Here is a 14,733-nt window from a genome sequence, read left to right on the forward strand (position 1 = left end):
TTTAATCGTTGTAAAAGCGCAACAAATCACCATACACGATTTTGTCCGAGTAATCCAATTCTTGTTTTGCCTTTTCCATATAAGGCTCGCAATGAGACATATCGGTTTTTAATCCTGTCTTTTTGTCATAACAAATGTTGTCTTTATAAATATAGTCCTTTGTAATAAAGCTACCATCGCGCAATACTACAAATTCCATCTTATCTTTCGCGAATAAGTCTTGACCGAAGTGAATATCGTCTTTCGTATCGATACCTAGTAGATGAAGAATAGTTGGCTTAACATCGATTTGTCCTGATACTTTGGAAATGACTTCCGGATGCTTATCCGTTACACCCGGGATATGAATAATAAGCGGTACGCGTTGTAATTGTATATGATCAAACGGCGTAATCTTTTCTTTTCCTAAATATTGTGCCATCGCTTCATTATGGTTTTCAGAAATACCATAATGATCGCCATATAAAATGATAATTGAATTGTCATATAGCCCTTCTTTTTTCAAGCCTTCAATGAACGCTTTCAACGATTCATCCATGTAACGAACCGTCGGGAAATAGCGGTTCACTGTACGGTCATCTGACGTATACTCTGGAATTAATCGGTCCTCTTCCTCAAGTTCAAATGGGAAGTGGTTGGTTAATGTAATAAACTTTGTATAGAACGGTTGCTGCAATGTTTTTAAATACTGCAATGATTGTTCAAAGAAATATTTATCCTTTAAGCCCCAACCAACAGAATTTTCTTCGTTGACATCAAAATCTGTTAAAGAGAAGTAACGGTCGTATCCTAATGATTGATACATAATATCGCGGTTCCAAAAGCTTTTGTTATTGGCATGGAACACAGCTGTATAATACCCATGCTTTTTCAAAATCTCTGGCGTCGCATTATACTCATTAGTTGCGTGTGTAAAAAACACCGCACCACGACCTAGCGGATACAATGAGTTTTCAATCAAAAACTCGGCATCCGATGTCTTTCCTTGCCCGGTTTGATGGTATAAATTATCAAAGTAGTAACTTTGCTTAATAAAGTCGTTTAAAAACGGCGTAATTTCCTGCCCGTTTACTTTGTTATTAATCACAAAACTTTGCAACGACTCCATGGAGACAATAATAACATTGCGATTTTTCGCGATGCCAAACAACTCTTTATTTGGTGCTTTTTCATTAGCGCGAATATAGTTTCCAATATCTGCTAACTCGCTGCTATCCGCCAATGCACGTTGCGCCTTTGACTTCGATTGGAGGACAGCATCATAAACAAGATAGTTATACATTCCAATATTTTTCACTAACATTTTACGGTCAAACGTTCTCGTTAATAATTCCGGTCGCTCTGTTTCAGCAAGACCAAGGTTCAATAAAGCGACTACCACTAATGCTAAGAAATAAGCGTGGCGTTCCTTTTTCGCAATCGGCTCAAATGGAACAAAGGACGGCTTTTTCCATACAAGCCACGTTAAAAATGCAACGTCAACAAACATAAGCAAATCACTAAACTGGAACAACTCAAACACGCTGTTCCCTAAATCCCCCATATTGCTTGTTTGAAACAAGACCGGGAGCGTAATAAAATCATTAAAGAACCGATAAAACATCACGTTGACATACAACAAGACAGTAATTAAAAAGCTCATGATCACGATATAACGATTGCGAGCTTTTTCCTTCATGAATAAAGAAAAACCAAAAACAAAAAGCAAGAAGCTTAACGGATTAATAAATAAAATAAATTCTTGTTTCCATGACTCGATTTCTATATCAAAGCTAGTTTTATAGACAATATATGTTTTCAGCCATAGCAGAACCGTTGCAATGAACAAAAGACGATACTTTTTCAATGTTGCTCGATTCATGGTCTCTCTAACCTCCTTTTTCCAAAAGAGAGCTGAACCATATACACTTTTTTGGTAACATATTGATTTTTTACATAAATTAGGTTTATCTTCAATTAACCAACATCAATCTTAATACTTTTTTTACAAAAAAGCAACCTTTTTTCAAAAGTAGGAAGATAGAATAGTAATTGTCGTAAGCCACCGTCTTGTACATCATTTATAGACGAATCAAAGCAAAAAAGGTTACAAAAAAATAGGGGCAAAATTGTCCCTACTTTACTGTAAAAAAGCGGTTTTTGCTAACCATGCCCCGCCGATGACTCCCGCGTCGTTACCAAGCGTAGCGATCGCAATTGTTACCCCTTCAGCTACGCGTGGAAAGGCAAAGCGGTCAAAGTATCTGCGAACGCGTTCGACTAAAATATCCCCAGCCTTTGATACACCACCGCCGATAACGATTTTTTCTGGGTTGAGAGCATTCGCTACATTCGCTAACGCTAAGCCGAGGTGAAATGTAACATAATCAACAATTTCCAATGCTAGTTCATCGTTTTCTCTCGCCGCGTCAAAGACGTCTTTGGCAGTCACGGTGCGGAGATGTAACACGCTTTTCTTTTCATCTTTTGCTAACTTCTCTTTGGCGATTCGAACGATTCCCGTCGCTGACGCGATTGTTTCCAAACATCCGGTCTTACCGCAATTACAAGGTGCTCCTCCTTCCGGAACAGAAGTCATATGCCCGATTTCTCCTCCTGCCCCATTGATACCGCGGATGATTTGACCGTTGGCAATAATACCGCCGCCTACCCCCGTACCAAGCGTAACACAAACTAAATTTTTTGCCCCGTTTCCTGCCCCTTTCCACATCTCACCAATAGCAGCGATATTCGCGTCATTATCAACGACGACCGGAAGTGAAGTTTCCGATTCTAATCGCTCTTTCAGTGGGTAGTTTTTCCATGGTAAATTCACCGTTTGATAGATAACTCCGGTTTCTGTATTAACCGGCCCTGGTGCTCCCATCCCAATACCGATCAACTTATCTTTTGTTTGTCCCCATTCTTCCAACTTTCGCTCAATGGATTTCGCAATATCAGGAACGATATATTTCCCATCTTCGGAATTGTTTGTGTCTATTTCCCATTTATGAATCAATTCCCCATCACTAGTCACGAACGCTATTTTCACTGTTGTTCCACCTAAGTCCACACCAACTAACCATTTTTCCGCCATCTTCTCTCATCCTTTTTTCATTCGTTTTTCGCGTTCCAACTGCGCTTCGTGACGCAAAATGAGAAGCGCCATTTGATAGTCTTTTACATCGACAAGTTGTGACTGATATAATTCTTTTAATTCTTCTTCCATTAATTCTAGATCGGCTAAACGATCTCCAACATAAATAATCGTACCAAACTTTTTTAACAGTTGCTGTACATCGTAAACCGTTTTCATTTTTTCACCTACACTATGTTATCGCATATCTTTTTTCGGTTATGTACACATTATAAATGTATAAAGAAATCGGGATAGCGTCAAGAAATGAAAAAACAAACAGGATATCTCTTTATCATTACGAGATAGCCTGTTTGCTACCGATCAGGGTCACGCGGATGCAGCACGGTCGGTCGACGATTTTTTAGTGGAATCGGTGAACGAATAAGCACATCACGCATCGCCCGATACGAAAACGGAATAAACGGCCATAGGTAAGGAACATTGAATGACTTCATGCGTGCAAGCATCACAAGCCATAACATAATTCCAATAACATAACCGTAAACACCAAACAGAGCTGTCATAACGAGCAACCCCATTCGCACTAAGCGGTTAGCCAAGCCCATTTCATAGCTTGGTGTCGCAAACGTTCCGATTGTAGCGATAGAAAAATAGAGAATTACTTCGTTGGAAAATAAACCGACCTCAACCGCTACGCCGCCGATCATAAGGGCCGCCACTAATCCTAGCGCAGTTGCCAAAGAAGACGGCGTATGAATCGCTGCCATTCTTAACATGTCAATACCGAGCTCAATCATCAAAATTTGCGCAAATAATGGAATATCTCCCATCTTCGCCTTTGCCAAAAAAGAAAGAGCGGAAGGCAATCGCTCTGGTTCCGTCATCATTAAGTACCAAAGCGGCAGAAGAAAAATAGAAGCCCAAATTGCTAAAAAACGGACGAAACGTAAGTAAGCGCCAACAATTGGTTTATTTCGGTACTCTTCCGCGTGTTGCAAATGATGCCAAAATGTCGTTGGCATAATTAATACGCTTGGCGAGCCGTCCACAATCACTAAGACGTGTCCCTCATATAAATGTGATGCCGCCGTATCGGGGCGCTCCGTATAACGGAAGATTGGATACGGATTCCAATGCCGCCCCGAAATGAATTCTTCCACCGTTTTTTCTCCCATCGGTAAGCCGTCTGTATCGATTTTTAAAATCGCCTCTTTTACACTTTTGACAATTTCAGGATCAGCAATATCCTCAATATAGCAAATGCAAATATCGGTTTTTGAACGACGCCCGACCTGCAAATATTCCATTCGCAATGAACGGTCACGCACACGCCGCCGTGTTAGTGCTGTATTAAAGACGATCGTCTCGACAAATCCATCACGCGCGCCACGGACAACCCGCTCAATATCCGGCTCCTGCGGCCCCCGAACAGGATAGGTACGGGCATCAATTAAAATGACATAATCGATCCCATCAACAACTAAAGCAGTGGGGCCAGCCAACACCGCATCGACAACCCGATCTAAATCGTTTGTTTTTTCTAACTCTACATATGGAACATAGGTTTTAAACAATTTTTCAAGCGGGTGGGATGTTAATGTTTCTTCGTCAAGCGAAGCTAAAAATCGCATCAGATAATGCAAAATATCATCTTTGACAAATCCATCAATCATAAATAATGCCATGGAGCGCCCCGCATACTCTACATCTAAATGAATGACATCAAAGCTTTTTCCTGCACCGAGTCGTTCACGTAGGTAAGAGACATTCTCTTGTAAAATCGTTGAAACCGTCCGTCGCGTCGCTTCATTTGCCATCGTCTTTCACCTGCCCTCCACAAAACCGTTTTCTCTTCCATCTTTGACAACGGAAAATAAATTCATACATATTTTTCAAGGCGCGTGCATACATTGGTGAAAAACTTGTCCAAATAGATGGAGGCGCAGTATGAGACGAATATGGCAAATCGGAACGATGATAACAGCATTTTTTCTATTTGTATACATGTTTCCCTTTTCCTTAACACAACCAACAAAAGAAACAATTATCTTTTTCCCTCTTGATCCGACGGTACGATTCACTAAAGCAACAACGAATCTCAAGCTCCAACCCCCAAAACAAAATGGGAAATACCCACTTCTTTGGATGGTATCTTCCACTTTAGACAGACAAGTATATCTACGTCAAGACATTTCTCTTCTTTTCGCCGACGGGCGCTTAGTCGGAACGTTATCGGAATGGAAACAAAATAGTCAAACATTGCTGCAAAAAAAGGACGTTCGCACAAAAGATAGTCACTTCTTTCAAGCAATTTCGTTTCATTATGGAGAAATTCATAAGGGCAGTACGATTGGAAGCAGTCAGAAAATGAGCGGCGATCAACTATATGTCATCGATTCCCCATATAGTCCATTAACTTCCTTCCGCCGCCCGAGAACATCAGAAGAAAAAGAGTGGCAAAGCGTTTTAACCAAAACGACGAATGAATCTCTTCAATATACGGCCGAAACATTGTTCAATCATTTTTCGATTCAAGAAAAAAACTACTATCATTTATACTTACCAGAGTTAATTGTTTACAATGAACAGCCATTTCCCGACCTTTCTTTCGAAAAGACCCAAGAAATTATCGGAAAACTTTGGGAAGGACTATATAGAAATTATTTCTTGGGCATTAAACGGGAAGACGGTTCGGTCATCTCTCCGATCGGAAGCACTGTACCGCTCATTTTGCTCAGCAAAGACTATTCACACTTAATTGTTTTAACAGAAACGAAAAACGGGGAAAAAATTCAACTCGTTCAAACGATTTCATAACTTTTTGATTATCGGAATCCAACATATAATGCAGCAGCAACAATACATGACGTGAAGAACAGGGAAACCACCTGTTTGTTCCATGCTCGATGACGGGGTAAGTGAACAACACCCGCTGCTAAAAATCCGCCAATTAATCCGCCGATATGCCCCGCATTATCGATCCCCGGGATCACCAAGCCAAATATTAAATTAATCACAATTAAACTAATGACATTCATTCCGATCGTTTGTAAAAAAAGATGGCGATAGACCGTTCCAAAATAAAGAAGCGCACCAAACAATCCGAAAATCGCGCCCGAAGCTCCAGCAGAAAGAGAAGAGGTAAACAAAAAGCTACCGAGCGTTCCAAAAAACCCCGCAGTTAAATAGATGACAAAAAAGCGCCATGAACCATATAGGCGTTCCACCATCGTTCCTAAATAATAAAGAGCAAACGTATTCATGAACAAATGTAAAAAACCAATATGTAAAAAAATCGGTGTAAAAAAGCGCCACCATTCTCCTTCTTGAATGAGCGGGTTAAACTTCGCTCCATATTCAATTAACACAGCTGGATTGGTGCTGCCACCCTTCCATTCAAGAAGCAAAAACATGAATACTTGCAAGGCAATAAATGCGTATGTAAAAATGGGCCTTCCATATTCAAACAAGCGCTTCTCTCTTTCTTGTTGTTCACTTGTTAACTGCAGCGCTTGGCGTTTTATATGTTCCGCAGCAAGAAACGGGTCCTCATCCCTCTCAAGCGAAGGCAATGTGATCGGTTCCCGAATTTGCTCGCTTATTTGTTGAAGCGAATGCGGTACATTTGCTGAATGAATAAAAACGGTTCGTAAAGCGGCACGAGCATCGCGTGAAAACGGCAACGGTTTTTCAACAAGAAATTCCCAATCATCAACAGGAGGATATGTCGAAATATAAATGTTCAGCACTTGAACTGTTCGCTTCATATATCTCCTTTTTACCTGTTCCGCCACGCGCCACGCATACTCGATATCACGTTTCAGCCAACTGCTCCAATCAATGTCATAGCGAACAATTCGAATGAGCGGGATGTTTTGATGATGAAATGACTCTAACCAAATTTCATTGGGGCCATTTGATACTTTAATGATTCGATATTGTCGCCTTACAAATGAATACACAAGTTGCCAATATAAAAGCTCCATATGTCCATTCAATCTCTCCTACCCCTTTCCTTCGTCAGGTGGTTCCCGCAATAGAACCAGCAGCTCGTTAACATTGTTACATACCGCAACCGGCTGATGAAACGTTGTCGGAGCGTTCTGGCGGGGATTAAAGTAAACGGCTTGCCAGTTTGCTCGCAATGCTCCGACAACATCAAGTTCCCAAGAATCACCAATAAATAACGGCTGATCACAATGCGGTGCGAGTTGTTGTTTTGCGTAAGAAAAAATCGCTCGATCTGGTTTTTTCATTCCTACTTCCTCTGAAATAATGATCGCCTCATCAGAAAAGAATGGGTGGAGGCCAGCATAATACAGTTTTTCCCGCTGAATTCGACCCGTTCCATTGGTAATAACACCAAGCGGAACAGAACGATTACGCAGCCAATGCAATAAAGGTATAAGCCCATCAACTGGAACGGAAAAACGTCCGACCACTTGATCGAAATAATCTTGGAACGCATCAGCCATTTGATGATCTGCTTTTCTATTATATACGCTCATTGTCTCCAAAAAGCGGAGACGCCGATATTCAGTCCTTGTCAAACGTCGACATGCATAATCGTTCCAGTATCGATCACAACATTGCTTAAAGGTGATAAACCAAGAGGAAAAATCGAATTGCTGCCCGAAAAAGGTTGTAAAACAATGATGAATTGCTGCTTGAAACGTCCGTTCGTAATCGATGAGTGTATCATCGAGATCAAAACAAATGAGATCCCATGTATTCATCATTGTACCATAATTATCGGAATACTTGGGAAACAATTGCATTACGAACGAACGGAATGTTCATTGCGAAACGAACAAGCCCCTTTTGTAACAAGCGAATACGGAATATCGAATTAATGACTTGATAACGATAACGATAAAGAAGCAGCCCTGTCACAACGGCTACGATGGAATAAACGAATCGATTCATCCCTGTTTCCTCCTTTTACTTTATCAGTGCTTCTTTATTCTTTTGTCCAATCGTTTTACAAATTATGAAATAGGCCAAGTCTTAACAAGAAAAAAGACACCGTTAATCGGTGGCATCTATTCATTGAAAAATGGCTTCATAATCTGCTTTGGCACTGTTGCGGAATGAACAAAATTCGCTTGTTCCTCGCCTGCTAACTGAAATTCTATCATTCACGATCGTTAGCACTTCGATATAAAGATCACTTTGTCCATAATTCTTCATCTAATAAGCAGAAACAAGTGAACAAGGAATTGTCATTTTGTAAAATCGCCCTTGTCAACCAAACAAGCCCCAATAGTAATTATCGTTCAATCGGCATCGCGGACAGTGTAAAACGATTATTCTAAAACTCCCCTTTTGTAATTTTTCTCTTTCACGCACTAAATCTAGCACCAATCTTCCGCTAATATCAGCATGGCTCCAAGCCGGTAACTCTCCCTATGCTCTCCAATCATATAGGCGTACACATTTTGCGCGCCAACTTGAAAATCTTCCCCCAACAAATAGCGAAACCGCAGCGTATCTAAAATCGTTCCAGAACCGCTCCCCCTCACTTTTGGTAATCCGGGAAATTTCCACGTAGCATACGTCGCTACAAGGAAAAAGACATCAACCTCTCCGTTACCTGAGAAACAATCGTTCAGGAAATGTACATATTTTTATGAACTAAATCTAAGCGCGTTTCTCCTGGCTTTTGGTTCTCTCTCTCACTGTCATCACCAAATCCAATTTTTTGTCGGGGAAGGAACAAACGACAATCCATAATTTAAACCTATCGACCTTATGCTTGTTCCTTACCTTATATCAAATGAGCACAAGTTCTTCCGTTCCCCTTGATTCAGTAAATCAAAAGCATAACTTGATCCAACAAAACCCGTCCTGATTAACGTAACGCGATTGACACGATTTGCCATCAAGTTCCACCTTTCTTCACTTTAACGCATCCTGCCTACATTGTATCCAACCAAATTCTTTTCCATTTTCGCTATCATTTATGGCAACTTCGTGACAAATAGATAAACAATTATTGAACATAGAATGGACAACCAATTGACAACATCATTATTGATCAAGCGATAGCCTTTTATTCGCACGGTTTTTTGTCCGCAATGTTCCTTTTTCTCTGTATCTATTCCACATATTTGGCAGCGATATGTCGTTTGCCAAACCGCACCGAACCATGTGTCAAAAAAGCTGCCTAGCAATCCAAAAAAGCTAACTGTGACAACCGGTATATTCGGCCATAAAAACGAGCCTACTACAGCAATAAAAAACGCTCCGGCTAACGCAGCACATGTTCCCAGCATTGTGACTGCCCCAGATGTTCCTGCTTCTACTTTCTCCCATGTCGTCAACAACCGCGGAGGGCGACGACCTAAACTACCGATTTCCGACGCCCACGTGTCCGCATTCGCTGCAGCAATTGAAATGATAAACATATCTAACCAATGTGGAGAAGGAAAATAAATAGAAAGAAGACTAAGCGCCGCAGGAATACTTCCATTGGCTAATACTTGTATATAATCGCGTTGCGCGCCTTTTTCAATTTTTTCAAGCATTTTTGTTTTTCTCTTCTGTTGAAATTGACTCCAACAGCTGGAGCTAACAAAAAATGCCCCTAATATCAACAATCCTTTCCAAGAAAAACCCAATACAACCGCAAGTCCGACGAAGACAGTCGCCACAGCCCCAGAAACTGAAAGAGAACGAATCCACCAACCACCAATCGCTACAGCAATAATAGCTGCAACATATACCCATTCATTCATCACACACAATAACCTCATCATTCGTAATAATTTGTTGTACAGGAATATCATGCGGCTCAGATGGAATATCGTCAATCACTTGGAATGTATACGCTAAAGAAATTGTTGTTTGCGAAAAATGTTGTAAATATCGATCGTAATATCCCCCACCGTAACCGATTCGATAGCCGTTTCTTGAAAAACAAATCCCTGGAACGATCATTACATCGATATCGTCTGCCGCCACCTCCCTGGTCACTGCTGCTATCGGTTCCCATAAATCAAAATAAACCGATTCCAATTGAGAAAACGAACAAATTTCTCGAAACCTCATCGTTTTTGTGACCGGGTCACATTTTGGCACAGCAACCGCTTTTCCAGCTTGCCATGCTTTTTCGATAATTGGTTTTGTATTGACTTCTATTCCTCTTGAAATGGTAATTCCGATGGTGGTTGCGTTTTGCCATAGCGGGAGAGCATATAAATTTCTAGCGATTTCTTTATCATATGCTTGTTTTTGTTCATCAGTTAATTGTTGTAATCGTGCTTTCATTTGCTGGCGTATTGTCTTTTTATCTTCCATAGCTCACACCTTCTTCATGATTAATAAAAAAGCAGCAGGAAATTCGTTCCTACTGCTTACTTCGTCTCACGATGAAGAGTTGCCTTTTTATCTCTTGGGCAATATTTTTTTAGCTCAAGACGATCTGGATTGTTGCGTTTATTTTTTGTCGTAATATAGTTACGTTCGCCGCATTCTGTGCAAGCTAATGTAATGTTTACGCGCATTATTATTCCCTCCAAACTTTGATAAACTTATAATCAGACTTTTCTATGATAGCACTTTTTCGCGGCAATTTCCATATTTAATTTATGCATTTTGATATTGTCGTATTTTGTTTATATAATATGCCATCGTCTCCTTCGCCTTTTGAAAATCAGAAGCTTGTGAATAAATCGTAAATGCCGGTTCATCGAGCTTCGGTAAAATAAATGCCCAACTGTCATCGGAGTGATACACTTTAATGCCGCCATCAATATCGATTCTTTTTTCCAACGCTTCTTCAATCAGTTTCCGCATCACTATCCCGCGCGCACTCCAAGAGCATGATACATAATCATACAACCAATGAACATGTGGGAACGAAGCAAGAAGCTCAGATAACGAACGTGTGTCAAATGATAAAAGTTGAAAAAGTTGAATAAAAGCATATAACGCATCATAACAAAAATGAAAGGGGTGGGAAAGGGCAAGCAGCATGTCTCGCCGTTTTCCATTCATTCGCCGTACGTTCCCGTTTAGCTCTCTTGCAATTGTTTCTAATGAAGAAGGGGCATAGTTCGGAATAGGAACGATCATGCCAGATTGAAATAATAACGTCGTCATTGTATACATGCAAAGAAGCTGCATCTCTGTTAAAACATCTCCCTTTTCATCTATAACAGTAAATTGTTCTCCGTTGTTTTGGATAACAAAAGCAAATTTGACGTTCATCGTGCGTACATATTCACGTATAGAATCGATATTCGTATCATGAATCGAGATCATCCCTTCACCGACATGGGAAACTAGTTCTTTTGCAATATGATGAATATGTGCATTGGCAGCAAGAATTACTTTGCAACCATTAAGTGGAACGTAAATATGCTTACACAGCGCTTCTGTATATCGCGAAAAGGCACGTTGATGATACTCACTTTCTCCTAGTTGTTCCACTGGCACGCGACGAAGTTGTTCTTGGGCCAGCGTCATTTCAATATTCCGTTCTTGCTTTCGATCGATTGGATATCCATATTGATCATAAACATCAATATATACTTTTCTCTCCTGTTCGTTTATCGAAATAAAAATCCCCCCATCATATGAAGATTGCGACAGTTGATAGCGGACGATCGGGGCCGTGATGGGATCGAGGCAATCTATCGTGTTAATCCCTGTGGAATGCAATCCTTGAATGATCGATTGCTTTATCATATCGGCAAATGGTTGACCGTCACTAGCTACGATCACCTTACTTTTAAGCGGCAAGGTGCTTCCATAGGCACAAGCCAATTTCGAAGCTGACTCAGGTGAGATTTCGATATTTGCAATACCGCAAATTCCATAATCCGTAAATAAAGACCGACGAATTTGTTTTCCCCAAAAAATAGAAGAATGGACAGTAGCTCCTTCGAAAATCACTTTTTTCGGCCAAATTTTTACGTTAGGTTTTACGCGAACATGCGATTGAACCACACAGCGACTTCCGATGACGGAATCATCTAATAGTTCGACGCTATTCGCCATATACGTCCCGTTAGCGACGATGCTCCCGCGCAGTTCACAGTGTTTCCCAATATATCCATGACTGCAAATAATGCTGCGTTTAATCGACGTATATTCATTTACTTGTACATGTTCCCCAATAACAGAGTACGGTTCCACTTTTACATGTTTTCGAATGACTGCTCCGTCGCCAATAAAAGCGGGCCCTATAATCATAGCTCCGTCTTCAATTTGCACGTGTTCACCGACCCATACATGCGGAAATAATTCTTCTCCTTTCAATGAAACATTTACTTTTTTATTTAATATGTCAATATGCGCCTGACGATATTGTTGAAACGTTCCAATATCGAGCCAATATCCTTTTGCCGCGTAGCCATAGAGCGGCTTTTCATATTGTAATAAGTGCGGAAATACATCACTGCTGAAATCAGACGGAGTATCGGCCTCGATATAGTGTAAAATCTCCGGCTCAAAAATATAAATTCCTGTATTCACAAAATCACTATATACTTCATCCCATCTAGGTTTTTCCAATAACTGTTTTACCCGTCCTGCTTGATCAATAATCATTTCTCCGTAATCGAGAGGCTCACGCTCACGGGACATAAGAATCGTCGCAAGAGCGCCCCGCTGTTGATGGAATTCGAGCGCCTCCGATAAATGAAAATCGGTTAAGGCATCACCGCTGATGACAATAAACGTATCATCAATAAAGCTCGAGGCATTTTTTATACTCCCGGCCGTTCCGAGCGGCTCCTGTTCTTCAAAATAGGAAATATGTACACCGAAACGCCGCCCATCCCCAAAATAGTCTTTAATGCAATCCCTTAAATAATGAATTGTCACCGCAATGTCAGTAATTCCAAAACGCTTAAGCCATTCGATTGTATATTCCATCATTGGTTTTTCGACAAGCGGAACCATCGGCTTTGGCAGATGACACGTGAGCGGGCGCAGGCGCGTTCCTTTCCCTCCTGCCATAATCACACCTTTCATTAACGATTCACTCCTTTTTGACCATTTTCCGTGCCAATCACTATTACCATCATATTTTTCAAGACACGATTTTATTTCGCTCTTCATTGTGAGAATGTGTATATTTTTGTATTTATTTGTGAAACAAAGCTGTGATATAGTGAAAAAGGGTGATAATAGATGATGGAATATACGATGATCGCACTCATCGGCATCGCGTTCGTTCTTTTTATTTTTTCTTTTTTTGCTAAAGATCACATGAAAAACATAGAAGAGCAGCTCGATCATTTGACGCTTTCGCTTGCCCAAGAAACGTATCAAATAAAAAAACGATTAAAGGTGCTAGAGGAAGAATTATTAATGAACGAGGAAGAAGTGGTGGAAATTGCCCGCAAATGGCCTGCAAATTCCTTTTCTTCGGAGAAAGAGCGCATACTGGCTCTTTATAAGCAAGGACTTTCTTATGAGCAAATTGCCCGGGAAAGCGGACTCACCTTGGAAGAAGTGAAAATGATATTGCGGGGAATGACTCGATGAATCGAGCGGTAATTCGGGCATTTTCCATCGGACTGTTACTTGCTACGGCGATTATCGGCACCGTTTACTATAGTCAACCGCATACATTGACAAAATCTCAACTCAACTCCGAGCTTAATGATCAAGGGCTCGTCGCAATCCCGAAAAAGGAATATGAACATCTCAAAGAAATGTCTAAGCGATCTAAACAACCTTCCTCTCCATCTCCAGCGATGTCATCACAGTTGAAAACTGTTCATATATATCGGCTCGTCATTAAAAAAGGAGATGTTCCGGCACAATTTGCAAAAGAACTAGAAGCTGCACAGATTATTCCGAGTGCGAAAGCGTTTATGAACTATTTAGAACAGCATCAATTGACACACGAGATTCGCATTGGTACATATGAAGTACGTAGCGATATGAGCTATGAAAACATCGGCAACATCATTACAGGAAAAACAAATTAGGCTGCTTTCTTTTACGAAAGCAGCCTAATTATTAATCGTTCAGCGTATAATGTCTTCCTTTGACAAGATAAAACACATGTTCAGCAAGATTCGTTGCATGATCAGCGATTCGTTCGATATAACGAGCCACTAACGAAAGCTGAGTCATTTGCGAAAGTGCCTCTTTGCTCGTTTGCGTCATTTGCAACAATTCTTTCATCATCTGTCCGTATAAATGGTCCACTTCATCATCCATTTCAGCGAGCTGTCTTGCCAGCGCAACATCTTCCTCATAGTACGATTTTAACCCTAATGACACCATTTCTAGCGCGATATGATGCATACGCACAAGTTTTTCGACATTGATGAGAAATGGCTGATCACCAATACGAATGCTTGCCTTTGCTATATTGACCGCAAAGTCCGCAATTCTCTCGATGTCCGTTGCAATTTTAATCGCGACAATAATTCTTCGTAAATCAATCGCGACCGGCTGTTGCTTGGCAATGAGCAAAATCGCAAAGTCATTGATTTCTTCTTCAAGCACATCTATATCGCTATCGCGCTCAATCATGGCCAATGCTTGATCTACGTTCTTTGTTTGCAGCGCCTCGAGTGCCTCGCGTAATGCGGTTTCTGTCAAATGACCAATTTTAAGCAATTTTTGTCGCAATGTATGCAAATCATACTGGAATTTTTCGCGCACAATCATCTTTGTCTCCTCTCGCT

Annotated in this window: 16 protein-coding genes; 3 read left to right on the forward strand and 13 right to left on the reverse strand. The window is 40.7% G+C overall.

Annotation, left to right across the window (positions count from 1 at the left end; genetic code table 11):
• Position 1 precedes the first annotated feature (1 nt).
• The 4 genes from HNR31_RS01080 to HNR31_RS01095 form a co-directional block, all read right to left on the reverse strand.
• The gene (locus tag HNR31_RS01080; RefSeq protein WP_181554402.1) at positions 2-1,861 is read right to left on the reverse strand and encodes an LTA synthase family protein; all 1,860 of its coding nucleotides are present in this window, start codon (positions 1,859-1,861) and stop codon (positions 2-4) included.
• A gap of 258 nt (positions 1,862-2,119) precedes the next feature.
• Positions 2,120-3,076 carry an ROK family glucokinase gene (locus tag HNR31_RS01085; RefSeq protein ID WP_181554403.1) on the reverse strand — a complete coding sequence of 319 codons (957 nt, stop codon included), beginning with the start codon at positions 3,074-3,076 and terminating at the stop codon, positions 2,120-2,122.
• A gap of 6 nt (positions 3,077-3,082) precedes the next feature.
• Positions 3,083-3,295: a YqgQ family protein gene (locus HNR31_RS01090; RefSeq protein ID WP_181554404.1), complete on the reverse strand. Its 213-nt coding sequence runs from the start codon at positions 3,293-3,295 to the stop codon at positions 3,083-3,085.
• Positions 3,296-3,432: 137 nt separating this feature from the next.
• Positions 3,433-4,896: a spore germination protein gene (locus HNR31_RS01095; RefSeq protein WP_181554405.1), complete on the reverse strand. Its 1,464-nt coding sequence runs from the start codon at positions 4,894-4,896 to the stop codon at positions 3,433-3,435.
• Positions 4,897-5,026: 130 nt separating this feature from the next.
• On the opposite strand from HNR31_RS01095, the gene HNR31_RS01100 reads away from it, so the two are divergent.
• Complete coding sequence (locus tag HNR31_RS01100; protein ID WP_181554406.1) at positions 5,027-5,896, forward strand: hypothetical protein; 870 nt, start codon at positions 5,027-5,029, stop codon at positions 5,894-5,896.
• 8 nt (positions 5,897-5,904) lie between these two features.
• Here HNR31_RS01100 and HNR31_RS01105 read toward each other — a convergent pair whose 3' ends face one another.
• The 8 genes from HNR31_RS01105 to HNR31_RS01140 form a co-directional block, all read right to left on the reverse strand.
• Positions 5,905-7,077 carry a rhomboid family intramembrane serine protease gene (locus HNR31_RS01105; RefSeq protein ID WP_181554407.1) on the reverse strand — a complete coding sequence of 391 codons (1,173 nt, stop codon included), beginning with the start codon at positions 7,075-7,077 and terminating at the stop codon, positions 5,905-5,907.
• A gap of 6 nt (positions 7,078-7,083) precedes the next feature.
• The gene (locus HNR31_RS01110; RefSeq protein ID WP_181554408.1) at positions 7,084-7,815 is read right to left on the reverse strand and encodes an HAD family hydrolase; all 732 of its coding nucleotides are present in this window, start codon (positions 7,813-7,815) and stop codon (positions 7,084-7,086) included.
• A 13-nt stretch (positions 7,816-7,828) separates the two neighbouring features.
• Entirely contained in the window at positions 7,829-8,005 is a 177-nt protein-coding gene (locus HNR31_RS01115; RefSeq protein WP_181554409.1) for a hypothetical protein, read from the reverse strand.
• A 428-nt stretch (positions 8,006-8,433) separates the two neighbouring features.
• Entirely contained in the window at positions 8,434-8,601 is a 168-nt protein-coding gene (locus HNR31_RS18515) for a hypothetical protein (RefSeq protein ID WP_233414401.1), read from the reverse strand.
• Positions 8,602-9,039: 438 nt separating this feature from the next.
• A complete protein-coding gene (locus tag HNR31_RS01125) occupies positions 9,040-9,816 on the reverse strand; it encodes a DUF92 domain-containing protein (RefSeq protein ID WP_181554853.1) in 777 nt (258 codons plus the stop codon).
• Positions 9,809-10,378, reverse strand: a complete 570-nt coding sequence (locus tag HNR31_RS01130; protein WP_181554410.1) for a 5-formyltetrahydrofolate cyclo-ligase — start codon at positions 10,376-10,378, stop codon at positions 9,809-9,811. Before HNR31_RS01130 ends, HNR31_RS01125 begins: the two co-directional genes overlap by 8 nt.
• A gap of 56 nt (positions 10,379-10,434) precedes the next feature.
• On the reverse strand, positions 10,435-10,584 hold the full coding sequence (gene rpmG, locus HNR31_RS01135) for a 50S ribosomal protein L33 (RefSeq protein WP_111644233.1): 150 nt from the start codon (positions 10,582-10,584) through the stop codon (positions 10,435-10,437).
• An 82-nt stretch (positions 10,585-10,666) separates the two neighbouring features.
• A complete protein-coding gene (locus HNR31_RS01140) occupies positions 10,667-13,060 on the reverse strand; it encodes a sugar phosphate nucleotidyltransferase (RefSeq protein ID WP_181554411.1) in 2,394 nt (797 codons plus the stop codon).
• Between the two features lie 159 nt (positions 13,061-13,219).
• On the opposite strand from HNR31_RS01140, the gene HNR31_RS01145 reads away from it, so the two are divergent.
• The gene (locus HNR31_RS01145) at positions 13,220-13,576 is read left to right on the forward strand and encodes a DUF6115 domain-containing protein (RefSeq protein ID WP_181554412.1); all 357 of its coding nucleotides are present in this window, start codon (positions 13,220-13,222) and stop codon (positions 13,574-13,576) included.
• Positions 13,573-14,025 (forward strand): aminodeoxychorismate lyase, encoded by a 453-nt coding sequence (locus tag HNR31_RS01150; protein ID WP_181554413.1) that lies wholly within the window; start codon positions 13,573-13,575, stop codon positions 14,023-14,025. The genes HNR31_RS01145 and HNR31_RS01150 overlap by 4 nt, the downstream gene beginning before the upstream one ends.
• A gap of 31 nt (positions 14,026-14,056) precedes the next feature.
• Here HNR31_RS01150 and phoU read toward each other — a convergent pair whose 3' ends face one another.
• Positions 14,057-14,716 carry a phosphate signaling complex protein PhoU gene (phoU, locus tag HNR31_RS01155; RefSeq protein ID WP_181554414.1) on the reverse strand — a complete coding sequence of 220 codons (660 nt, stop codon included), beginning with the start codon at positions 14,714-14,716 and terminating at the stop codon, positions 14,057-14,059.
• Between the last annotated feature and the right edge of the window lie 17 nt (positions 14,717-14,733).

It is taken from the genome of Thermaerobacillus caldiproteolyticus, assembly GCF_013761245.1.
Lineage (GTDB): Bacteria > Bacillota > Bacilli > Bacillales > Anoxybacillaceae > Thermaerobacillus > Thermaerobacillus caldiproteolyticus.